A 19203-nucleotide genomic window follows, 5' to 3' on the forward strand; every position below is an offset into this window, starting at 1 on the left:
CTATATCAAAACTTTTCCAGACCCTGTATCAGGTCCGGGTGTTCAAGATGTCTGGTCATCCATCATGGAAGAAGGGGACAACAGGTCCCCTTCATGCCAATGAATAAAAGTCGATTCGTTACTGGGCAGCAGGCGTGGAGTCTGTTGCTGACTCAGCGGCCGGCTCGGCTGCGGCTTCGGTCATTGCCGCTTCCATGCCTTCGACATTGCCTTCACTGACCTCGGCTTCCTCACCCCGGCGGGCCTTACCTTCGAGTACCGCATCTGCCATCAGCGAGGTGATCAACCGGATGGCGCGGATGGCGTCATCGTTACCGGGAATGACATAATCGATGGGATCGGGATCACAGTTGGTATCGGTGAGGGCTACCACCGGAATCTCCAGTTTCTTGGCCTCGGAAACCGCGATCTCCTCTTTCTTGGGATCAATCACAAAAAGGACATCGGGCAGGGTACGCATATTCTTGATGCCGCCAAGGTTCCGGGTCAGCTTGACCCGCTCCTTCTCCATCTTGAGAATCTCTTTCTTGGGGAAGCGGTTGATGGTCCCGTCTTCCTGCATGGCCTCGATCTTCTTCAGCCGGTCCACCGAACGCTTGATGGTCTGAAAGTTGGTCATCATCCCACCAAGCCAGCGATGATCGACATAGTACATGCCACAGCGCGAGGCCTCCTCGGCGATGATATCCTGGGCCTGGCGCTTGGTGCCCACGAACATGACCGACCCTCCATCGGCGACTACATCGACCAGATAGGCATACGCCTTGCGAAACAGCTTCATGGTCGCATCGAGATTGATGATGTAGATGCCGTTACGCGGACCGTAGATGTAGGGTTTCATCTTGGGGTTCCAGCGCCGGGTCTGGTGGCCGAAGTGGAGCCCTGCTTCCAGCATCTGTCGCATGGTTACCTTAGTCATAATTCCTCCAGTACATTCAGGTTTAACCTCCATCCCATGTCTCATCCGCCCGGAGGCGGACACCTGAAGACCTGTGCGGGATGTGTGTGATACTGGACCGGTTCATTCCGGGCCAGCTGCAAACTAAGAACCTCTTTTGTTACCATGAACGAACCATATTTTCAAGATTTTATATCCTGAAACGCAGCAGGTCCCTGCTCATGATTTATAACGGTAAAACAGTAGGATTACCTGTGCCTGAATCCGTGAAGCTGGAATTTCGCCGCATCCGCCAGGTAAGCGAAGACTCCGGGAAGAGGCCCATTGATTAGAGTGACGCTCTATCAATCGTTGATGACGCAGCGGATGTGGTGAAAGTCCAGCTACCGAAGGGCGACTCCATTACAAAGAGCGAAGTGGAAAACCCAATATCATCTTTTCATTTTCTGATTACCATCAATCTTCAGCATTGAAACCGGTGTCGGCCTCACTTGTTTCACGGGTGTCTGTGGCCTGGATGGCCACAGTCAAGCCCCCAGGGACGGGTTTATGGCGTCCCGTGCAACAAGTGAGGTCGACACCTTCGGGCATCGGTGGCTGAATTTCAGTGGTAATCAGATTTCATTTTGATTGAAATTCAAGACAGATAGCCAAAAACAATAATCTTCCCGTCACGGATTCAGGTGGGAGTCAATGTATTTCTGCCCCCGAGAACCGCAGGCAGCCACTGAAAACCGAATTTAAGCAGTTCAGCGTCGTCGCGCTCGATGCGCCGCCGCCGGTCACGATCGATGCGATACCGGTCAAGAAGATGGTGGCGCGACGCATAGTCACGAAAGCCGTCAATGTCGTAGCAGACCATGAACGCCAGCTGCTGCCGGGGACCGGCGGCCCCCTCCCCTTCCCATGGGTTAGTGGCAAAAAAAGCGTCCAACTCCGCCCACAGATCGTTCATCAAATTGTATTCGAGAAGTTTCTGATCCCGCTCCCACTGTTTAACCGTATAGGTACCCTCTTCGTCATGCCCCTTGCAGTAGGGATGCCGGACCAGGAAATAATGGGTCTTGAGCCGCCCACGCCGACCGCACTTCTCCACGCCCCGCTCCAGGGGATAGGTACGGCAGGCCGAGGGACGGTCCGGGTAGACCGAACAGCCCTCCCTGGTCAGAAAAGGACAGGGATAGTCTTCCTGCTCGGCCATGTTGAGCATGAGCGAGGGGAAATAGGGATGACTGCCTTCACCAATGCGGCAGTGGGTGTGGATGAACTCTGCCGAATGCATGCCCAGACAGTTTTTGAGCCTGAGCACATCGTAGGGAAAGAGATAGATCTCCACCTTGTGACAGCAGGCCAGATAACAGGAGATGTCTGGATGACACCGGAAACGGAAGGTATCTCCGCCGTTGAGGGCTATCCGTTGCCCGGTTGCAGGTGATGGAGTTTTGTTTTCTTTCATGGGATACACAAAAAAAAAGCTGATATGACGAGCATATCAGCTTTAACGAATCTCTTAGCCCGTGGCCACCTGCCGATTTATTCTTCCTCGGCAGCCTCAACCTCGGCTTCTTCGTAGGATTCTTCGAAATCAACCAGTTCAAGAATGGCCATGGGTGCGGCATCGCCGTTCCTGGTCCCGGTGCGGATGATCCGGGTATAGCCGCCCTTGCGATCCTGGTACTGGACACTGATCTCCTCAAAGAGCTTGGCAACGATATCCTTGCTGCGGATATAGGCCAGAGCCTGACGCCTGGCATGCAGATCGCCACGCTTGCCAAGGGTAATCATTTTTTCAGCCATTCTCCGGGCCTCTTTGGCCTTGGGAACAGTTGTAACGATACGCTCATGCTCCAGAAGCGAGGTCACCATATTGCGCAGCATGGCCTTACGATGAGCGGTTGTGCGGCCAAGTTTTCTGCCAGCTTTTCTATGTCTCATTGTCCTGTCCTTTTATCGTGATCGTGCTGACACCGTGCCGGCGGGAGCTTATTTTTCCTCGCCGCCCTCTTCGCGTTCATCCGGAGGAACCCAACCTTCGAGTTTCATCCCGAGGGTCAGATTGTGTTCGGCAAGCAGTGTCTTGATTTCATTGAGGGACTTGCGTCCAAAGTTCTTGGTCTTGAGCATCTCGGCGTCTGTGCGCTGCACCAGCTGGCCGATATACTGTATCTTGGCATTTTTAAGACAGTTGGCCGACCGTACCGAAAGCTCCAGGTCCTCAACGTTCTTGTCGAGGAACGGGTGAAACTCCGTTACGTCGCTATCCCCTTCAGGAGCCTCAGGCGCCTTGGCGGCCTCTTCATCGAAATTGACGAAGATGGTCATCTGTTCCTTGAGAATCTTGGCTGCATAGGCCAAGGCATCCTCGGGACGAACCGAACCGTCTGTTTCGATCTCAATGGTCAGCTTGTCATAATCCGTCTGCTGGCCGACCCGGGCCTGGCTGACCACAAACTGACTCCGCCGAATCGGAGAGAAAGCGGCGTCAATGGGAATGACCCCGATTGGCTGATCATCTCTCTTGTTCCGTTCAGCCGGAACGTAGCCCTTACCCCAGCACACCTCGAGTTCCGCCCTGAAGGTTGTATCGCTGGTAATGGTACAGATGGGCGCCTCGGGATTCATCACATCGACATATCCCTGGCCGTTGATATCCCCAGCCGTTACCGTCGCCGGCCCCTTCTTCTCGATGGTGACCGTGCGCGAGTCAGGACCGTTGAGCTTCAAACGGACCTGCTTGAGATTGAGGATAATATCGGCAACGTCCTCATGAATGCCGTCGATGGTAGTGAACTCGTGCTGGGCACCATCGATCCTGACCGAAGTAATGGCAGCACCCCTGATCGACGAGAGCAGGATCCGGCGCAGTGAATTACCGATGGTGGTCGCGAAACCACGCTCAAACGGCTGGCATTCGAACTTGCCGTACCGGTCTGTATGGGTCTCTGACCTGACTTCCAGACGATCGGGAGTAATAAGATCGTGCCAATTTTTGTAAAAGGGATTGTCGTCCCTGATTTCCTGTGCCATGCAATACCTGACTTCTTAAATTTACTTGGAGTACAGCTCGACGATAAGCTGTTCCTGGATCGGCATGGTAATCTCGTCCCGGCTTGGCAGCGCCTTCACCGTACCCTTGAAGTTCGCCTGATCCAACTCAAGCCAGCTTGGGATTCCCCGGCGTGCTGCACCCTCGATGTTGTCGGTAATCATCTCGTTCTTGCGGCTCTTCTCACGCAGAGAGATCTCATCACCCACAGAGACCTGGAAAGAAGGGATGTTGACCTTCTTGCCATTGACGAGGAAATGATTGTGACGGATCAGCTGCCGGGCCTGATCGCGCGAACAGGCAAATCCCAGCCGATAGACGGTATTGTCGAGCCTACGCTCAAGCATCACCAGCAGGTTCTCGCCAGTGACGCCCTTGGCCCGGTCTGCCATGTAGAAATACCGGCGAAACTGGCCTTCCAGCATGCCGTACATATGCTTGACCTTCTGCTTCTCGCGCAGCTGAATCGCGTAGTTGGACTGCTTACGAAACCTTGCCTGACCATGCTGACCCGGCGCGTAAGAACGGCGCTCGAACGAACATTTGTCCGAATAACACCGGTCTCCTTTCAGAAACATTTTCAGGTTCTCACGCCTGCACATCCTGCAGGAAGCTCCTGTATATCTGGCCACCTTAAACCTCCATGAAATATACTTACGGCCTGCCACCCCGGGCGCTCACCCGGGAAGACAAACCGTTTACCTCCACGCCTTAGCGGGAAAAATCAGACCCTTCTGCGCTTGGGCGGCTTGCAGCCGTTATGCGGAATGGGTGTTACATCGCTGATCTTGCTGACATCCAGATCTGCGGTTGTCAGAGCACGAAGGGCAGCCTCACGACCAGGTCCCGGACCTTTCACCCGAACCTCGACCTTACGGATGCCATGTTCCTTGGCCTTCTTTACGGCATCGCTGAGCGCATTCTGGGCTGCAAAGGGCGTCGACTTACGAGACCCCTTGAAACCGATGACACCGGCACTGGACCAGGAAATGACATTGCCCTGGCGGTCTGAAATAGTTATGATCGTATTGTTGAACGTGGAGTAGATAAAGACAATTCCCTCGGGAATGTTCTTTTTCTCGCGGCGCTTGCTCCTGGCAGCACCTTTTTTTGCCTTAGCCATGTCTGCTCCGTTTCGTATCATCCGACGCAAGGCCGGATGTCATAAAATCTTATTTTTTCCGAACTGCTGCCCCGCGCCGCGGCCCTTTCCGGGTTCTGGCGTTGGTCTTGGTCCGCTGACCACGACAGGGAAGGCTCATACGATGCCTGCGCCCCCGGTAGCAGCCAATGTCCATTAAGCGCTTGATGTCCATGGACACCTTCCGCCGGCGATCGCCCTCGACCTCGTAGTCGGCCTCGATGATCTTCCTGATCCGGGTAACGTCATCCCCGGAAAGATCATCGGAATTCATCTGGTATGGCAGATCCGCCTTGTCCAGAATCTCCCGTGCCGTGCTGAGACCGATCCCATAAATATAGGTCAGCGCCCGATCCATATGTTTGTTTCGTGGTAAGTCTACACCTGCTATACGTGCCAAGATCCTACTCCTCTCGTGATACCTTTAGCGCGGAAGAACTTAGCCCTGCCGCTGCTTATGCTTCTTGTTCTTGCAGGTTACCCGTACAATTCCATTGCGCTTGATGACCTTACAGTCTGCGCACATCTTTTTAACCGATGCCCGAACCTTCATGCTCAGATCTCCTCTATCAGTACCTGGCTACTTCTTGTTCCTTCCGCCCTTTGAGCGAAAAGTTACCCTGCCCCGGGTCAGATCGTACGGCGAAAGCTCTACGGTTACCCGGTCGCCAGGTAGAATCTTGATGTAATGCATCCGCATTTTACCCGAAATGTGGGCAAGTACCTTGTGACCGTTATCCAGTTCCACTCGAAACATGGCGTTGGGCAACGGTTCAATGATGGTTCCTTCTACTTCAATGGCGTCTTCTTTGGCCATACTACCTTCCTGTGATTAAAATAATCAGCGCAAAAAACTGTATTATATATCGGACTCTCTGTTTTTTTACAAGATATTTTCACAGGTCTTGCAAAAAGGTCCCAATTAATATTATTTTTTTGCTTTTTCCCGTGCGCTGAGCACCAGGGGACCTTCTTTTGTCGCAGCTACCGAATGCTCGAAGTGGGCCGAAGGTTTCCGGTCCGCGGTCACCACCGTCCACCGGTCGGCAAGGACCTTGACCTTGTGGGTACCGGCATTGACCATGGGCTCTATGGCCACGACCATGCCTTCCAGGATTCGTGGCGACGGCTGTTTCTGCACGTAGTTTGGAACTTCCGGACCTTCATGCAGGCTGGTACCAATACCGTGGCCGACAAAATGGCGAACCACGGAGAATCCATGTTGTTCTGCATGCGTCTGGACTGCCCGGGAGATATCGGCTATCCGGTTGCCGACCTTGACCTGGGCAATGGCCTTTTCAAGGGATTCCCTGGTCACCTCGAGCAGTCTCCGCTTAAGCGGGCTGATCTCACCTACCGGGATGGTTATGGCTGAATCACCATAAAATCCCTGGTACCGGACCCCAAAATCCACAGAGACAATATCTCCCTCCCGGATAACAACCTTCTTGGAAGGTATACCGTGGACAACCTGCTCGTTGATGGAGACACAGAGGCTGCCCGGAAAACCGCGATACCCTTTGAAAGCCGGTTCGGATCCGTGATCGCGACAGTACTCTTCGGCCCAGCGGTCAAGCTTGAGCGTGGTCAGTCCCGGCCGGATACGCTCCTCAAGCAGGCTCAGTACCCCGGCGACAATCTGATTCGCCCGGTACATGATCTCGATCTCTTCGGGCGTCTTGACGATAATCGTCTTGCTCTGATCCGACTCACTCACAGCTTGTTAACGGCGTCCCTTGATTCGGCCGGCCTTCATGAAGCCTTCATAGTTTCGCATGACCAGATGTGACTCGATCTGCGAAATGGTATCAATGGAGACACCGACCACGATGAGCAATGCCGTGCCGCCGAAGAAGAACGGTACATTGAACTTGTTGATCAACAGGGTCGGCATGACGCACACCGCGCTGAGGTAAATGGCTCCGATCACGGTCAGTCGTGTCAAGACCTTGTCGATGAACTCAGCCGTCTTCCTGCCGGGCCGGATACCCGGAATAAAACCGCCGTTCTTCTTGAGATTTTCCGCCACATCGTCGGGATTGAAGGTGACCGCGGTGTAAAAAAAGCAGAAAAAGACAATCATGCCAATGTACATGAGATAGTACCAGACAGTTCCAGGAGCCAGAGCTGCCGAAACCTGCTGGACCCAGTCGATCTTGACAAAACTCCCTATGGTGGCTGGGAACATCATGATCGACGAGGCAAAAATCGGCGGAATGACGCCGGATATATTAATTTTCAGCGGCAGATGAGATGCCTGGCCACCGTACACACGTCGTCCGACCACCCGCTTGGCATACTGAATGGGAATTCGACGCTGGGCAGTCTCCACGAAGATGATGAAGGCTACAACCGCCACCATCAGCACGATGAGGAACGGAATAAAGATGACCTGCAGCTCTCCTGCCTTGACCAGCTGAATGGTATTTCCGGCTGCAGCAGGCATCCTGGCAACAATACCGGCGAAAATGATCAGCGAAATTCCGTTGCCGATCCCGCGCTCGGTCATCTGCTCACCAAGCCACATGATAAAGGCGGTTCCCGAGGTCAGGGTCAGGATGGTCATCAGCTTGAAGCCCCAGCCAGGATCCATGACAATGGCCTCGCCTCCCGGTCCAGCCATGCCTTCAAGGCCGGTGGCGATAAACAGACTCTGGATGAGCGACAGGGCCACGGTACCGTAACGGGTGTACTGAGTGATCTTGCGCCGCCCGGCTTCGCCTTCTTTGGAGAGCGCTTCAAGCTGGGGAATGACCACAGTCAGCAGCTGGATAATGATGGAGGCACTGATGTAGGGCATGATTCCCAGGGCAAAGATGGAAAAATTCTCCAGTGCACCACCGGAAAACATGTTGAACATGCCAAAGAGTGTGGAGGCATTCTTGGCAAAGAATGCGGCAAGTGCCTCGCCATTGATCCCCGGCGTGGGAATCTGTACGCCCATCCTGTATACCAGGAGCATGAGCAGCGTAAAGACAATCCGCCGTCTCAACTCCGGTATGTTCGCTGCACTGGCCAGTCCGCTCATCTAGTCAACCTTTACCGTGCCACCGGCAGCTTCGATTTTGGCCCGGGCAGAACCACTGATCTTGTCCACTTCCAGGGTGATGGCCCTGGTGATCTCACCATTGGCCAGAACCTTGATCAGTGTGTCCTTTTTCTTGATCACGCCGGCATCCAGCAGAGCCTGACGGTCGACCACACTGCCGGCATCGAAACGGTCCAGGTCGGACAGCGATACCAGAGTATATTCCTTTTTGAATATGTTGGTGAAGCCACGCTTGGGCAACCGCCGATGCAGAGGCATCTGGCCACCCTCGAATCCGGGCTTGGCAGTGTATCCTGAACGGGACTTTGCTCCCTTGTGTCCACGACCGGCGGTCTTACCAAGACCGGAGCCCTGGCCACGACCAACACGCTTTTTGTTTTTCCTGGCTCCCTCACTGGGGGAGAGCGTATTGAGCTTCAGCATCGTCTATTCCTCCACCCGGACCAGATGGCGCACCTTGTTAACCATGCCACGGATCTCTGGTGTGTTCTTTCTGGTTACAGTCTTGTACATCTTTGTCAGTCCCAGACCAACCAGGGTGGCCCGGATCTTTCTGGTCGAGCCGATCTCGCTTTTTATCTGGGTAATGGTAATGGTATCACTCATCTCTACAGCCCCTCGTTAACACATTTCTTTCAAGCAGATCCTGCGTAACGAATAATGAAAGGTTCGCTCCAGCCCGCAGTTGGGCAGCAGCGCTACTCTAAGTAAAATCAGGCGACCATGTCTTCGACTTTCAGGCCCCGCAGTCTGGCGATCTGCTCGGCACTGCGGAGTCTGACCAGCCCGTCAATGGTAGCCTTGACCAGGTTGTGCGGATTGTTGGACCCCAGACACTTGGTCAGGATATTCTGTACCCCGGCTGCTTCCAGAACCGCGCGTACCGCGCCACCGGCAATAACACCGGTACCGTCGGAGGCAGGCTTGAGCATGACCGAGCCGGATTTGAACTTGCCGTAAATCTCATGCGGGATCGACACGTCGGTCAGAGCAACGGTCCGCATGTCCTTGCGCGCCCGCTCAATACCCTTGCGGATTGCTTCCGGTACCTGGTTGGCCTTACCCAGACCGTATCCGACCTTGCCTTTTCCGTCGCCGACAACGACAATGGCGGAAAAGCTGAAGCGCCGGCCACCCTTGACAACCTTGGCAACCCTGTTGATATAGACGATCTTTTCTATGAGCTCTTCCTGGTTGCCGTCTTTAGCCCGTTTATAATCAGCCAAGAAACACCCCCGTAGCTAAATGTATTTCCACGTTACCTGTTGTGGTACGTATCATTAGAATTCCAAACCGCCCTCGCGGGCACCTTCAGACAAAGCCTTGACCCGGCCATGGTACAGATTGCCGCCCCGGTCAAAAACGACCTTGGTAATCCCGGCGTTTCTGGCCCGCTCGGCAACCAGTTCACCGACCCTTTTTGCCTGGGCGCATTTGCCCTTGAGGTCCTCGGCATTAAATTCCTTGTCCTTGGTGGACATGGCGACAATGGTCGCATGCCTGGTGTCATCAATAATCTGCACATAAATGTGTTTGTTACTGCGGTACACCCGCATCCGCGGCTTTTCGGCTGTGCCGAATACCCGTTTCCTGATACGGCGGATCCGTTTCTTACGTGCAGTAAGTTTCTGACTTGTCTTTGCCATAATGCTACCCGTTTGTATTAGCTCACACCGCCGGCCTTACCGACCTTGCGAACAATATGCTCGTCGAAATAACGTATTCCCTTACCCTTGTACGGCTCCGGCTTGCGCACCGCCCTGATCCTGGCAGCGGTCAGGCCGACCAGTTCCTTGTCAATACCTTCCAGGGTAATGGAATTATCCTTGCCGACCTCTGCCTTGACCCCTTCGGGCAGCTGGAACTCAACCGGATTGGAGTATCCGACGTTGAGGGTCAGTACGGAACCGCTCACACTGGCCCGGTACCCGACACCTTCGACAATCAATTTCTTCTGGAATCCCTTGTCCACTCCGACAACCATGTTGTTGACCAGTGAGCGGAACAGACCCCAGAATGCCAGGACCCTTTTGGACCGGCCTTTGGGAGTAACGATGATATGATCACCGTCCATCTTCAGCTCGATCTCCGGACGGATATCCCTCTCCAGCGTACCCCTGGGACCACTCACCATGACGTGGGTTCCCTTTATCTCAACCTTTACCCCGCTTGGCACAGGAATCGGTTCTTTGCCAATTCTGGACATACTTACCTCCTCTCCTCAGACCGATACCGGTTACCAGACTTCACACAGAAGCTCGCCACCGATGTTCCGCCTGCGGGCCTCACGATCGGTAATGATTCCCTGGGACGTAGTAAGAATACCAACACCCAGACCACTCATGACCTTGGGAATACGGTCCGCTTTTTTGTACTGCCGCAATCCAGGTTTGGAAACTCGGCGCAGTCCGGTGATAATTTTCTCATTGTTTGGCCCGTACTTCAGGTCGATCCTCAGGGTGCCCTGCACATCAGCTTCAATGATGTGATAGTCCCTGATGTATCCTTCTTCCTTCAGTACCCTGGCAACACCGACCTTGAGTTTTGACAGCGGCATATCGACTGAATCGAAACCGGCCATGTTGCCGTTTCTGATTCTGGTCAGCATATCCGCCAGCGGATCACTCATAGACATCGAATTCTTCCTCTTTGTAATAGACAAAGTGACGGGTCGCGTCTGGCGCAGGCCCTTCATCTTTTATTTGGTGACCGCGGTATCCCCTCCAGGGGACGCACCATCTCCAGAGTAGTTCAGCCGGAGTATACCGTACTGAACTAATGTACAGCACTTTCTACCAGCTCGACTTGGTTACACCGGTAATCTCACCCTGAGAGGCAAGTTTCCGAAAGCAGAGCCTGCAACAGCCAAATTTCCTGAAAAAGGCTCTGGGCCGTCCGCAGAGCGGACAGCGGTTGTAGGCACGAACCTTGAACTTAGGTTTCCGTTTTGCTTTGGCAATGAGTGATTTTTTTGCCACTGCGTCCTCCTGATAATCAGTTCGAAATACTTGACCACTGATGTGGCAAGAAATTATTTCTTTTTAAACGGCATGCCCAGGTTCTTGAGCAGTGCCCGACCTTCGTCATCACTTTCAGCAGTGGTGACGATGGTAATATTAAGTCCCCGGATCTTGTCGATCTTGTCGTAATCGATCTCAGGGAAGATAATGTGTTCCCTGATCCCCAGCGAGTAGTTACCACGGCCATCAAATCCCTTGGGCGATACACCCCGGAAGTCACGCACCCGCGGGAGAGCCACATTGATCAGCTTGGAAAGAAAATCGTACATCTTATCCTTGCGCAGGGTGACCCTGGCGCCAATGGGCATTCCTTCACGGAGCTTGAATCCGGCAATGGACTTCTTGGCCCTGGTGACCACAGCCTTCTGGCCGGCGATCAGGGTAAGCTCCTGCGCCGCCTTCTCGATGATCTTCGGATTCTGCACAGCTTCCCCGAGGCCCATGTTCAGGACGACCTTCTCAATGCGGGGAATCTCCATCACATTCTTATAATCGAACTCTTTCTGGAGCTGCGGCCTGCACTCGCGCTCATATAGTTCTTTCAGCGTTCCCATTCTGTACTCCTAAAGTCCAGACAGTACTACTTCTTCTGGTTTTCTATGGTGGCACCGCAGCTCTTGCAGACCCGAACCTTGGTTCCATCTTCAAGAATCTTCTTTCCAATACGCACGGTCTTGGCACATTCCGGGCAAACCAGCATGAGATTGGAAATGTGAATAGGTGCTTCCCGTTCGATTATCTGACCTGGTTGGGTGGCGTCCACCGGTTTCTGGTGTTTCTTGATCATATTGATCCGTTCCACCACAGCCCGATTTTTCTTCCTGTCAATTTTAAGGATCTTGCCGACCCGGCCCTTGTCCTTGCCGGCGATTACCTCAACCTGATCGTTTGTCCGCAGACTTGTTGTTCCCTGCCGCATTATTCTGTCCTCGTATCGCTCTTTGGTCTGTAGTCCTCACTGCCGGGGGCAATGGCTACAGAACCTCCGGTGCGAGAGATATAATCTTCATGAAACCAAGGGAGCGCAACTCCCGGGCCACAGGCCCGAAGATACGCGTACCGATAGGTTCACCGGAGTTGGCCAGGAGCACAGCAGCATTCTCGTCAAACCGCACCGTGGTATCCTCGGGGCGCTTGATCTCCTTGGCCGTCCGGACGACAACAGCATCGAGCACGTCGCCCTTCTTCACCTTGGCGTGAGGAATGGCCTCCTTGACCGTTACAACGATAACATCACCGATGGAAGCGTAACGGCGCCTGGTGCCGCCAAGTACCCTGATACAGAGTACCTTCTTGGCGCCGGAATTATCGGCAACATTGAGTATAGTTTCAGTTTGTATCATGGTCTCACCTGATATATTTGCCTGTTTTCGACCCGCTGGTCAGCCGCCTGGCAGCTGCTAGACAGCCCGCTCAACAATGGAGCGTACCCGCCAGCGTTTGTTTTTCGACAGCGGCCGACACTCCTCTATGAGCACGGTGTCACCAATGTTGCAGGCATTTTCCGGATCGTGGGCCATATATTTCACCCGGCGCCGGATATACTTGCCATACAGCTTATGGCGAACTTTCCGCTCCACAAGGACAACAATGCTCTTATCCATCTTATTGGAAATAACAGAACCCTGTTGTGTCTTTCTGGTCTTGTTCGTATCACTCATTCTTACAGTCCAGTGCAATTTGTAATTTCGCCGAGCTCTATCAGCTCCGGGCCATCTCGTTCATCACGGTTTTCACTCTCGCAATATCCTTGCGGAGCTGAGCTAACCGGTCCGGATTTTCAAGCCGGCGGATACCGTGCTGGAATTGCAGCTTGAAGAGATCTTCCCGAAGGTCCTTTTCCTTCTTCCGAAGATCTTCCAGGCTCATATCACGAAGTTCTTTCGCCTTCATATCGTTGTGCTCCTGGTGATCACCTTGGTCGGGAACGGTAACTTGTAGCCGGCAAGTTTAAGCGCCTCAACAGCGAGCTCTTCGGGTACTCCGGAAAGCTCATAGAGGACCTTGCCGGGCTTTATGGTGGCTACCCAGTATTCCGGAGAACCTTTACCCTTACCCATCCTGGTTTCCGCAGGTTTCTTGGTGATGGGCTTGTCAGGGAAGACCCGGATCCACATCTTACCACCACGCTTGATCTTACGGTTGATGGTAATACGTGCAGCCTCAATCTGCTGCGCAGTCATACGCCCACAGCCTACAGCCTTGAGCGCATAGTCACCAAAGCTGATGGACGATCCGCGGTAGGCGGTTCCCTTCATCCGGCCCTTGTGCTGTTTCCTGTGCTTAACCTTGCGTGGACTTAACATTGTACTAACTCCTGCTCACGACTGTATATTGAAAGGCCCGTGGGCACATTCAACGTGTTTATCCTTACTGAGCGGCAACGGCCATATCGGATTCCTGAAGAACTTCGCCTTTGAAGATCCAGACTTTGACTCCGATAATACCATAGGTTGTTTTAGCCTCAGCAGTACCATAATCAATATCGGCTCTCAGGGTATGCAGCGGCACACGTCCTTCCTTGAACCATTCGGTCCGCGACATCTCCGCCCCGCCAAGACGGCCGGCGCAGGAGATCTTGATACCCTTGACGCCAAAACGGAGGGCAGAATTGATCGCCTTCTTCATGGCCCGCCGAAAGGCGATCCGGCGCTCAAGCTGCATGGCGATATTTTCTGCTACCAGCTGGGCATCAGCTTCGGGCCGACGCACTTCCTGAATATCAATCAGACAGGAATGACCGAACTTCTTCTCCAGGTCCTTTTTCAGGACCTCGATCTCGGATCCCTTCTTGCCGATGACAATCCCCGGACGGGCTGTGTACAGCTTGATCCTGATCTTCGCACCGGTCCGTTCGATAACAATACGGGAAATACCTGCGTGATACAGACGTTTCTTCAGATACTTCCGAATTTCCTGATCCTCATGCAGGTTGCGGGCATATTCCTTATCCGCATACCAGATTGATTCCCATGTGCGGGTTATACCCAGCCGCAGTCCTATGGGATTAACTTTCTGCCCCAAGGTTATCCTCCGTTGCCTCTTGAACTGTTAATTAGGGGATACGACCAGACCTTCAGTTCAGGCCTCGTCTACAACCACAGTAATGTGGCTTGTCCGTTTTAAAATTCTGGTTGCCCGACCCATGGCCCTGGGGCGATATCTTTTCAGCATCGGCCCGCCATTGATCTCAATCGACTTGATGTACAGCGTATCCACATCAATGGTGTCGGTCTGCTCGGCATTGGCCACAGCAGACTCTATTACCTTGCGAAGAATGCGCGCTGCCTTCTTGGGCATGAACTTCAGAGTGGTAATGGCTGTTTCCACATCCTTACCCCTGACCACGTCAGCAACCAGTCGCGCCTTCTGCGGCGAGATACGAATATATTTTGCGACGGCTTTCGTTTCCATCTTTTAACTCCTATCGCGTGTCACCCAGGCGGTATTTTTATAAAAGTCTCGTCCCGCCTCTCAAAGAACGTAACTTCTATGATTCGTTATGCAGAACCAGCCATCCTGCAATTGTGTTAGCGCTTCTTACCTTTTTTGTCAGCGGCGTGACCATAGTAGGTCCGGGTGGGTGAAAACTCACCAAGCTTGTGACCAACCATGTTCTCCGTGACATAGACCGGGATAAACTTTTTTCCGTTATGCACGGCAAAGGTCAGACCTACCATTTCAGGAATGATATCGGATCGGCGCGACCAGGTTTTTATTACCCTGCGATCGCCGGATTCCTGGGCCCTGATCACCTTTTTCATCAGATGATCATCGACAAAAGGACCCTTTTTGACAGAACGAGCCATATCAAAATACTCCAGATTGTTCTTTGAAAGTCATGCCTCAGTTACACTGAAACCGGCTTTGCATCATTTCCCGGCAGGCCTACATGTCCTGCCCGGATCTTACTTACGTTTGGTTACGATATCTCGATCAGAGGCTTTCCGCTTCCGGGTCTTGTACCCCTTGGTCGGTACGCCCCAGGGAGTACAGGGATGCCTACCACCGGAGCTCTTGCCCTCACCACCACCCATGGGATGATCGATGGGGTTCATGGCAACACCGCGAACATGGGGCCTGCGACCTTTCCAGCGGTTCCGTCCTGCCTTGCCAAGCTTTTCGCTGCCGTGCTCGGTGTTACCAACCTGGCCAATGCAGGCCCGGCAGAGCTTGTTGAATTTACGAACCTCACCGGATGGCAGTTTGACCAGTACATAGTTCCCTTCCTTGGCCATCAGCTGCGCTGCAGCGCCGGCAGAGCGAACCATCTGCGCACCCTTGCCTATCTTCATCTCCACATTGTGGATGATGGTACCCAAGGGTATCTTGACCATGGGCAGGCAGTTACCGGGCTTGATATCCACGTCGTCACCAGCCATGACCACATCACCGACCGATATGCCGTTGGGAGCAAGAATGTAACTCTTCTCGCCATCGGTATAGACAATCAGCGCGATGTTTGCGGAACGGTTGGGATCATATTCAATGGCCACTACCTTTGCTGCCACCCCGGTTTTGTTCCTTTTCCAATCGATAATACGGTATTTGCGTTTATGTCCACCGCCCCGGTGCCGTGACGTAATTCTACCGTATGCGTTGCGTCCACCGCTCTTCTTGAGCGGCCGTAGCAAACTCTTTTCGGGGGCTTTATCTGAAAGCTCGGGCTGCAGAACAGATACCTGATGCCGCTTACCCGGTGATGTCGGTTTATGGGTCTTTATTGCCATTGCTCTTCCTGCTACTTAAGCCTTAGGATACTTTCTTCCTCTGCCAGTGCCTGTGTCAGATCAATCGCCAAGCCTACAGCTCGTCAAGGAAATTGATCTCACCCTCTGACAAGGTAATATAGGCCTTTTTCCAGTCACTGGTCCGCCCGACGGACTTGATGCCGACCCGCTTCTTCTTGCCGCGCATCCGCGCTGTTCTGACACTTGATACCTTGACGTCAAACAGCTCCTCGACAGCACGCTTGATCTCGATCTTGTTGGCCTCGGGATGGACCTTGAAGACCACCTTACCATGCAGCTCCTGAGCGAGGCTTGCTTTCTCGGTCAGGCAGGGGCTCTTGATTACATCATAGAGAACCTTCATACCATCAACCTCTCTTCAAGCTGCGCCAGGGTGGACTGCACCAGCATCAGCTTGGAATATTTCAGTATATCATAGACGTTGAGTCCGGCCACGGGGAGCACCTTGTAGCCGACGGCGTTGCGGGCCGAAAGCTTGACATTGGTATTCTCCTCCTGGGCGACGATGAGACAATCATCAAACTTGAAGTTGTTCATCACCTTGACAAACTCCCTGGTCTTGGGCACTTCCATATTGAAGTCATCCACAACGACCAGGTTGCCCTCGCTCAGCCTGGCACTCAGTGCCATACGCAGGGCAAGCCGGCGGACCTTTTTCGGGAGTTTATAACTGTAATCCCGTGGCTTGGGACCGAACGTGGTTCCACCTCCCCGCCAGATCGGTGACCGCCTTGATCCGGCACGGGCACGGCCTGTGCCCTTCTGCCGCCAGGGCTTGGCCCCTCCACCGCGCACCTCTCCACGGGTTTTGGTACATGCAGTACCAGCCCGCCTGTTGGCACGCTGCATACAGACGACCTCGTGCAGGACCCCTGGATTGACCTCGACGCCGAACAGTTTGTCGCTCAGCTCGACTTCTCCGACTTTTTCACCGGAGGTATTGACAACATCACAAACTGCCATGAGTTTCTCCTATAAAGCAGCCCAGACGCTTACTCTGTAGTAAAGATACTGATCAGACCATTTTTCGCCCCGGGCACAGCGCCCTTGAGCAAAACAACATTCTCGTCTTCGCGAATGTCCACGACGGTCAGATTCTTCATCGTAACTTTATTAGTTCCCATATGCCCGGGCAGTTTTTTCCCCTTGATGACACGGCTTGGCCAGGCACTGCAGCCAATGGACCCTGGTGCACGGTGAAACATGGAACCGTGAGTGGCGCGACCACCTGAAAATCCGTGTCTCTTCATAACACCCTGGAAGCCGCGTCCCTTGCTTCTTCCTGTAACATGAACAGTGTCGCCAATCTTCAGAATCTCACTCACGGAGATATTCTGTCCGAGCTCAAAGGCCTCGGGATCAGCAACTCGGAATTCACGGATATGGTAGAATCCCTTGCCGCCGGAACGCTTGAAATGTCCGCTCAGTGGCTTGTTGATCCGTGATTCCTTTTTCTCAAGAAACCCGACCTGGATGGCATTGTATCCATCACGGTCCTCGGTTTTCTTCTGCAGTACCGTACAGGGGCCCGCCTCGATGACGGTCACAGGAATGGAACGACCATGTTCGTTGTACACCCTGGTCATTCCGATTTTCCGTCCCAGTATTCCCATTGTTTTCGGCATTTCTCTACCTGTCAGGTGTCTTAGTCTAATATATGAACCAAACCGTCAGAACTTATCTGATCCGTGCCTAGGGAAGCTTGATTTCGACATCCACACCGGCCGAAAGTTCCAGCTTCATCAACGAGTCAATGGTCTGCTGGGTTGGCTCAAGGATGTCAAGCAACCGACGATGGGTCCGCATTTCAAACTGCTCCCGCGACTTCTTGTCCACATGGGGTGAACGGAGCACCGTATACTTGTTGATTGAGGTCGGCAGCGGGATCGGGCCCGCAACCGTGGCGCCAGTCCGACGCGCCGTCTCAACTATCTCACGGGTAGACTGATCAAGCAGTTTGTGGTCGTATCCCTTAAGGCGGATACGAATCTTGTCTGTCGGGATCATTGTATTCCTCTTACTCGATAATTTCGCTGACCACGCCGGCACCTACGGTACGACCACCCTCACGGATTGCAAAACGAAGTCCCTCTTCCATTGCAATCGGGGTGATCAGCTCCGCTGTAATGTGCACGTTGTCACCGGGCATAACCATCTCAACTCCGTCCTCAAGCGTTACCACACCGGTTACATCCGTGGTCCGGAAGTAGAACTGCGGGCGATAGCCGTTGAAGAACGGGGTGTGACGACCACCCTCTTCCTTGGTCAGAATGTAGGCCTCAGCCTTGAATTTCTTGTGCGGAGTGATCGAGCCCGGGGCGGCAAGTACCTGGCCGCGCTCAACCTCGTCACGCTTCACACCACGCAGCAGGGCGCCGATGTTATCACCTGCCTGACCCTCGTCAAGCAGCTTCCGGAACATCTCCACACCGGTTACCGTGGTCTTCTGGGTCGGACGAATTCCGACAATCTCCACCTCGTCGCCAACATGGATCACTCCACGCTCGACACGACCGGTGGCCACTGTACCACGACCGGAGATGGAGAAAACGTCCTCCACAGGCATAAGGAAGGGCTTGTCAACGTCACGCTCCGGTTCCGGCACGTAGTTGTCAATGGCCTCCATCAGCTCCCAGATGCACTTGGACTTCTCGGGATCTTCCGGATTCTCCAGAGCCTGCAGAGCGGATCCATGGATGATCGGAATGTCGTCGCCAGGGAAGTCATACTTGTCCAGCAGCTCGCGCAGCTCCATCTCGACCAGCTCGATAAGCTCCTCGTCGTCAACCATGTCGCACTTGTTCAGAAAGACGACAATGGCAGGAACACCTACCTGGCGCGCCAGCAGGATGTGCTCACGGGTCTGGGGCATGGGACCGTCGTCGGCTCCAACCACCAGGATGGCGCCGTCCATCTGCGCCGCACCGGTGATCATATTCTTGATATAGTCGGCATGGCCCGGGCAGTCCACATGGGCATAATGCCGCTTGTCGGTCTCATACTCGACATGGGCGGTCGCAATGGTGATACCACGCTCTTTCTCTTCGGGCGCCTTGTCGATCTCACCAAAATCGGTGAACTCTGCCTGACCCTTGGTGGCGAGCACGCGGGTGATTGCAGCGGTCAGGGTTGTCTTGCCGTGATCGATGTGACCGATCGTGCCCACGTTGACATGCGGCTTTGTCCGCTCAAATTTTTCCTTAGCCATCTGCGTACCTCTTACAACTTTTTATAAAAGTCCTTTCAGAAATTTTCTCTGTCCATACTTCCAGCGGTCAGTACAGCCGGCCGCCGGCCA

At 53.6% G+C, this 19203-nt stretch carries 32 protein-coding genes and 1 pseudogene; all 33 read right to left on the reverse strand.

All coding sequences use genetic code 11. From position 1 onward, the window contains the following. Window positions 1-118 precede the first annotated feature (118 nt). The 33 genes and pseudogenes from rpsB to tuf all read right to left on the reverse strand — a co-directional run bounded on the left by rpsB (window position 119) and on the right by tuf (window position 19113). Window positions 119-919, reverse strand: coding sequence for a 30S ribosomal protein S2 (rpsB, locus tag GF1_RS11415; RefSeq protein ID WP_267926681.1), 801 nt, complete (start codon window positions 917-919; stop codon window positions 119-121). A gap of 658 nt (window positions 920-1577) precedes the next feature. Next, a complete protein-coding gene (locus GF1_RS11420; RefSeq protein ID WP_267926682.1) occupies window positions 1578-2354 on the reverse strand; it encodes a YkgJ family cysteine cluster protein in 777 nt (258 codons plus the stop codon). 86 nt (window positions 2355-2440) lie between these two features. After that, window positions 2441-2833 (reverse strand): annotated as a pseudogene (rplQ, locus tag GF1_RS11425) (50S ribosomal protein L17); the annotation flags it as partial. Window positions 2834-2881: 48 nt separating this feature from the next. Further along, window positions 2882-3925, reverse strand: coding sequence for a DNA-directed RNA polymerase subunit alpha (locus tag GF1_RS11430; RefSeq protein WP_267926684.1), 1044 nt, complete (start codon window positions 3923-3925; stop codon window positions 2882-2884). A gap of 21 nt (window positions 3926-3946) precedes the next feature. Further along, window positions 3947-4576 carry a 30S ribosomal protein S4 gene (rpsD, locus tag GF1_RS11435; protein WP_267926685.1) on the reverse strand — a complete coding sequence of 210 codons (630 nt, stop codon included), beginning with the start codon at window positions 4574-4576 and terminating at the stop codon, window positions 3947-3949. 92 nt (window positions 4577-4668) lie between these two features. Continuing rightward, the gene (gene rpsK / locus GF1_RS11440) at window positions 4669-5067 is read right to left on the reverse strand and encodes a 30S ribosomal protein S11 (protein ID WP_267926686.1); all 399 of its coding nucleotides are present in this window, start codon (window positions 5065-5067) and stop codon (window positions 4669-4671) included. 49 nt (window positions 5068-5116) lie between these two features. After that, the gene (gene rpsM, locus GF1_RS11445; protein WP_267926688.1) at window positions 5117-5485 is read right to left on the reverse strand and encodes a 30S ribosomal protein S13; all 369 of its coding nucleotides are present in this window, start codon (window positions 5483-5485) and stop codon (window positions 5117-5119) included. Window positions 5486-5524: 39 nt separating this feature from the next. Beyond that, complete coding sequence (rpmJ, locus tag GF1_RS11450) at window positions 5525-5638, reverse strand: 50S ribosomal protein L36 (RefSeq protein WP_267926689.1); 114 nt, start codon at window positions 5636-5638, stop codon at window positions 5525-5527. Window positions 5639-5665: 27 nt separating this feature from the next. After that, a complete protein-coding gene (infA, locus tag GF1_RS11455) occupies window positions 5666-5902 on the reverse strand; it encodes a translation initiation factor IF-1 (protein ID WP_267926690.1) in 237 nt (78 codons plus the stop codon). 111 nt (window positions 5903-6013) lie between these two features. Then, entirely contained in the window at window positions 6014-6802 is a 789-nt protein-coding gene (gene map / locus GF1_RS11460) for a type I methionyl aminopeptidase (RefSeq protein ID WP_267926691.1), read from the reverse strand. Between the two features lie 6 nt (window positions 6803-6808). Beyond that, on the reverse strand, window positions 6809-8113 hold the full coding sequence (gene secY / locus GF1_RS11465) for a preprotein translocase subunit SecY (protein WP_267926693.1): 1305 nt from the start codon (window positions 8111-8113) through the stop codon (window positions 6809-6811). Continuing rightward, window positions 8114-8557 carry a 50S ribosomal protein L15 gene (gene rplO / locus GF1_RS11470; protein WP_267926695.1) on the reverse strand — a complete coding sequence of 148 codons (444 nt, stop codon included), beginning with the start codon at window positions 8555-8557 and terminating at the stop codon, window positions 8114-8116. Window positions 8558-8560: 3 nt separating this feature from the next. Next, complete coding sequence (gene rpmD / locus GF1_RS11475; RefSeq protein WP_267926696.1) at window positions 8561-8740, reverse strand: 50S ribosomal protein L30; 180 nt, start codon at window positions 8738-8740, stop codon at window positions 8561-8563. 107 nt (window positions 8741-8847) lie between these two features. Next, window positions 8848-9360, reverse strand: a complete 513-nt coding sequence (rpsE, locus tag GF1_RS11480; RefSeq protein ID WP_267926697.1) for a 30S ribosomal protein S5 — start codon at window positions 9358-9360, stop codon at window positions 8848-8850. Between the two features lie 54 nt (window positions 9361-9414). Then, window positions 9415-9780 carry a 50S ribosomal protein L18 gene (gene rplR, locus GF1_RS11485; protein WP_267926698.1) on the reverse strand — a complete coding sequence of 122 codons (366 nt, stop codon included), beginning with the start codon at window positions 9778-9780 and terminating at the stop codon, window positions 9415-9417. A gap of 17 nt (window positions 9781-9797) precedes the next feature. Continuing rightward, a complete protein-coding gene (rplF, locus tag GF1_RS11490; protein WP_267926699.1) occupies window positions 9798-10340 on the reverse strand; it encodes a 50S ribosomal protein L6 in 543 nt (180 codons plus the stop codon). A 30-nt stretch (window positions 10341-10370) separates the two neighbouring features. Then, window positions 10371-10769 carry a 30S ribosomal protein S8 gene (gene rpsH, locus GF1_RS11495; RefSeq protein WP_267926700.1) on the reverse strand — a complete coding sequence of 133 codons (399 nt, stop codon included), beginning with the start codon at window positions 10767-10769 and terminating at the stop codon, window positions 10371-10373. Between the two features lie 157 nt (window positions 10770-10926). Then, window positions 10927-11112: a type Z 30S ribosomal protein S14 gene (locus GF1_RS11500; protein ID WP_267926701.1), complete on the reverse strand. Its 186-nt coding sequence runs from the start codon at window positions 11110-11112 to the stop codon at window positions 10927-10929. Between the two features lie 53 nt (window positions 11113-11165). Next, window positions 11166-11708 (reverse strand): 50S ribosomal protein L5, encoded by a 543-nt coding sequence (gene rplE / locus GF1_RS11505; protein ID WP_267926702.1) that lies wholly within the window; start codon window positions 11706-11708, stop codon window positions 11166-11168. A 26-nt stretch (window positions 11709-11734) separates the two neighbouring features. Continuing rightward, window positions 11735-12073 (reverse strand): 50S ribosomal protein L24, encoded by a 339-nt coding sequence (rplX, locus tag GF1_RS11510; RefSeq protein WP_267926703.1) that lies wholly within the window; start codon window positions 12071-12073, stop codon window positions 11735-11737. Window positions 12074-12128: 55 nt separating this feature from the next. Then, complete coding sequence (gene rplN, locus GF1_RS11515) at window positions 12129-12497, reverse strand: 50S ribosomal protein L14 (protein WP_267926704.1); 369 nt, start codon at window positions 12495-12497, stop codon at window positions 12129-12131. A gap of 57 nt (window positions 12498-12554) precedes the next feature. Further along, complete coding sequence (gene rpsQ / locus GF1_RS11520) at window positions 12555-12815, reverse strand: 30S ribosomal protein S17 (protein WP_267926705.1); 261 nt, start codon at window positions 12813-12815, stop codon at window positions 12555-12557. A 40-nt stretch (window positions 12816-12855) separates the two neighbouring features. Next, the gene (gene rpmC / locus GF1_RS11525) at window positions 12856-13047 is read right to left on the reverse strand and encodes a 50S ribosomal protein L29 (RefSeq protein WP_267926706.1); all 192 of its coding nucleotides are present in this window, start codon (window positions 13045-13047) and stop codon (window positions 12856-12858) included. Then, on the reverse strand, window positions 13044-13460 hold the full coding sequence (gene rplP / locus GF1_RS11530; protein ID WP_267926707.1) for a 50S ribosomal protein L16: 417 nt from the start codon (window positions 13458-13460) through the stop codon (window positions 13044-13046). Before rplP ends, rpmC begins: the two co-directional genes overlap by 4 nt. A 64-nt stretch (window positions 13461-13524) precedes the next feature. Further along, on the reverse strand, window positions 13525-14178 hold the full coding sequence (gene rpsC / locus GF1_RS11535) for a 30S ribosomal protein S3 (protein WP_267926708.1): 654 nt from the start codon (window positions 14176-14178) through the stop codon (window positions 13525-13527). Between the two features lie 57 nt (window positions 14179-14235). Further along, a complete protein-coding gene (gene rplV, locus GF1_RS11540) occupies window positions 14236-14568 on the reverse strand; it encodes a 50S ribosomal protein L22 (RefSeq protein WP_267926709.1) in 333 nt (110 codons plus the stop codon). 116 nt (window positions 14569-14684) lie between these two features. Next, entirely contained in the window at window positions 14685-14963 is a 279-nt protein-coding gene (gene rpsS / locus GF1_RS11545; protein ID WP_267926710.1) for a 30S ribosomal protein S19, read from the reverse strand. 99 nt (window positions 14964-15062) lie between these two features. Then, window positions 15063-15884, reverse strand: a complete 822-nt coding sequence (rplB, locus tag GF1_RS11550; protein ID WP_267926711.1) for a 50S ribosomal protein L2 — start codon at window positions 15882-15884, stop codon at window positions 15063-15065. 73 nt (window positions 15885-15957) lie between these two features. Further along, window positions 15958-16248, reverse strand: a complete 291-nt coding sequence (locus GF1_RS11555) for a 50S ribosomal protein L23 (RefSeq protein WP_267926712.1) — start codon at window positions 16246-16248, stop codon at window positions 15958-15960. After that, window positions 16245-16868: a 50S ribosomal protein L4 gene (gene rplD / locus GF1_RS11560; RefSeq protein ID WP_267926713.1), complete on the reverse strand. Its 624-nt coding sequence runs from the start codon at window positions 16866-16868 to the stop codon at window positions 16245-16247. Before rplD ends, GF1_RS11555 begins: the two co-directional genes overlap by 4 nt. Before the next feature lie 29 nt (window positions 16869-16897). Beyond that, entirely contained in the window at window positions 16898-17530 is a 633-nt protein-coding gene (gene rplC / locus GF1_RS11565) for a 50S ribosomal protein L3 (protein WP_267926714.1), read from the reverse strand. A gap of 67 nt (window positions 17531-17597) precedes the next feature. Then, a complete protein-coding gene (gene rpsJ, locus GF1_RS11570; protein WP_326491630.1) occupies window positions 17598-17909 on the reverse strand; it encodes a 30S ribosomal protein S10 in 312 nt (103 codons plus the stop codon). 13 nt (window positions 17910-17922) lie between these two features. Beyond that, window positions 17923-19113 carry an elongation factor Tu gene (tuf, locus tag GF1_RS11575; protein ID WP_267926716.1) on the reverse strand — a complete coding sequence of 397 codons (1191 nt, stop codon included), beginning with the start codon at window positions 19111-19113 and terminating at the stop codon, window positions 17923-17925. Between the last annotated feature and the right edge of the window lie 90 nt (window positions 19114-19203).

The sequence above is a fragment of the Desulfolithobacter dissulfuricans genome (genome assembly GCF_025998535.1).
Classification (GTDB): Bacteria; Desulfobacterota; Desulfobulbia; order Desulfobulbales; family Desulfobulbaceae; genus Desulfolithobacter; species Desulfolithobacter dissulfuricans.

Coding starts and splice junctions, on each gene's coding strand:
- rpsB (WP_267926681.1), bottom strand. CDS start 919: ATGACTAAGGTAACCATGCGACAGATGCTGGAAGCAGGGCTCCACTTC.
- GF1_RS11420 (WP_267926682.1), bottom strand. CDS start 2,354: ATGAAAGAAAACAAAACTCCATCACCTGCAACCGGGCAACGGATAGCC.
- GF1_RS11430 (WP_267926684.1), bottom strand. CDS start 3,925: ATGGCACAGGAAATCAGGGACGACAATCCCTTTTACAAAAATTGGCAC.
- rpsK (WP_267926686.1), bottom strand. CDS start 5,067: ATGGCTAAGGCAAAAAAAGGTGCTGCCAGGAGCAAGCGCCGCGAGAAA.
- rpmJ (WP_267926689.1), bottom strand. CDS start 5,638: ATGAAGGTTCGGGCATCGGTTAAAAAGATGTGCGCAGACTGTAAGGTC.
- infA (WP_267926690.1), bottom strand. CDS start 5,902: ATGGCCAAAGAAGACGCCATTGAAGTAGAAGGAACCATCATTGAACCG.
- secY (WP_267926693.1), bottom strand. CDS start 8,113: ATGAGCGGACTGGCCAGTGCAGCGAACATACCGGAGTTGAGACGGCGG.
- rplO (WP_267926695.1), bottom strand. CDS start 8,557: ATGCTGAAGCTCAATACGCTCTCCCCCAGTGAGGGAGCCAGGAAAAAC.
- rpmD (WP_267926696.1), bottom strand. CDS start 8,740: ATGAGTGATACCATTACCATTACCCAGATAAAAAGCGAGATCGGCTCG.
- rplR (WP_267926698.1), bottom strand. CDS start 9,780: ATGGCAAAGACAAGTCAGAAACTTACTGCACGTAAGAAACGGATCCGC.
- rplF (WP_267926699.1), bottom strand. CDS start 10,340: ATGTCCAGAATTGGCAAAGAACCGATTCCTGTGCCAAGCGGGGTAAAG.
- rpsH (WP_267926700.1), bottom strand. CDS start 10,769: ATGTCTATGAGTGATCCGCTGGCGGATATGCTGACCAGAATCAGAAAC.
- rplE (WP_267926702.1), bottom strand. CDS start 11,708: ATGGGAACGCTGAAAGAACTATATGAGCGCGAGTGCAGGCCGCAGCTC.
- rplX (WP_267926703.1), bottom strand. CDS start 12,073: ATGCGGCAGGGAACAACAAGTCTGCGGACAAACGATCAGGTTGAGGTA.
- rplN (WP_267926704.1), bottom strand. CDS start 12,497: ATGATACAAACTGAAACTATACTCAATGTTGCCGATAATTCCGGCGCC.
- rpsQ (WP_267926705.1), bottom strand. CDS start 12,815: ATGAGTGATACGAACAAGACCAGAAAGACACAACAGGGTTCTGTTATT.
- rpmC (WP_267926706.1), bottom strand. CDS start 13,047: ATGAAGGCGAAAGAACTTCGTGATATGAGCCTGGAAGATCTTCGGAAG.
- rplP (WP_267926707.1), bottom strand. CDS start 13,460: ATGTTAAGTCCACGCAAGGTTAAGCACAGGAAACAGCACAAGGGCCGG.
- rplV (WP_267926709.1), bottom strand. CDS start 14,568: ATGGAAACGAAAGCCGTCGCAAAATATATTCGTATCTCGCCGCAGAAG.
- rpsS (WP_267926710.1), bottom strand. CDS start 14,963: ATGGCTCGTTCTGTCAAAAAGGGTCCTTTTGTCGATGATCATCTGATG.
- rplB (WP_267926711.1), bottom strand. CDS start 15,884: ATGGCAATAAAGACCCATAAACCGACATCACCGGGTAAGCGGCATCAG.
- GF1_RS11555 (WP_267926712.1), bottom strand. CDS start 16,248: ATGAAGGTTCTCTATGATGTAATCAAGAGCCCCTGCCTGACCGAGAAA.
- rplD (WP_267926713.1), bottom strand. CDS start 16,868: ATGGCAGTTTGTGATGTTGTCAATACCTCCGGTGAAAAAGTCGGAGAA.
- rplC (WP_267926714.1), bottom strand. CDS start 17,530: ATGCCGAAAACAATGGGAATACTGGGACGGAAAATCGGAATGACCAGG.
- tuf (WP_267926716.1), bottom strand. CDS start 19,113: ATGGCTAAGGAAAAATTTGAGCGGACAAAGCCGCATGTCAACGTGGGC.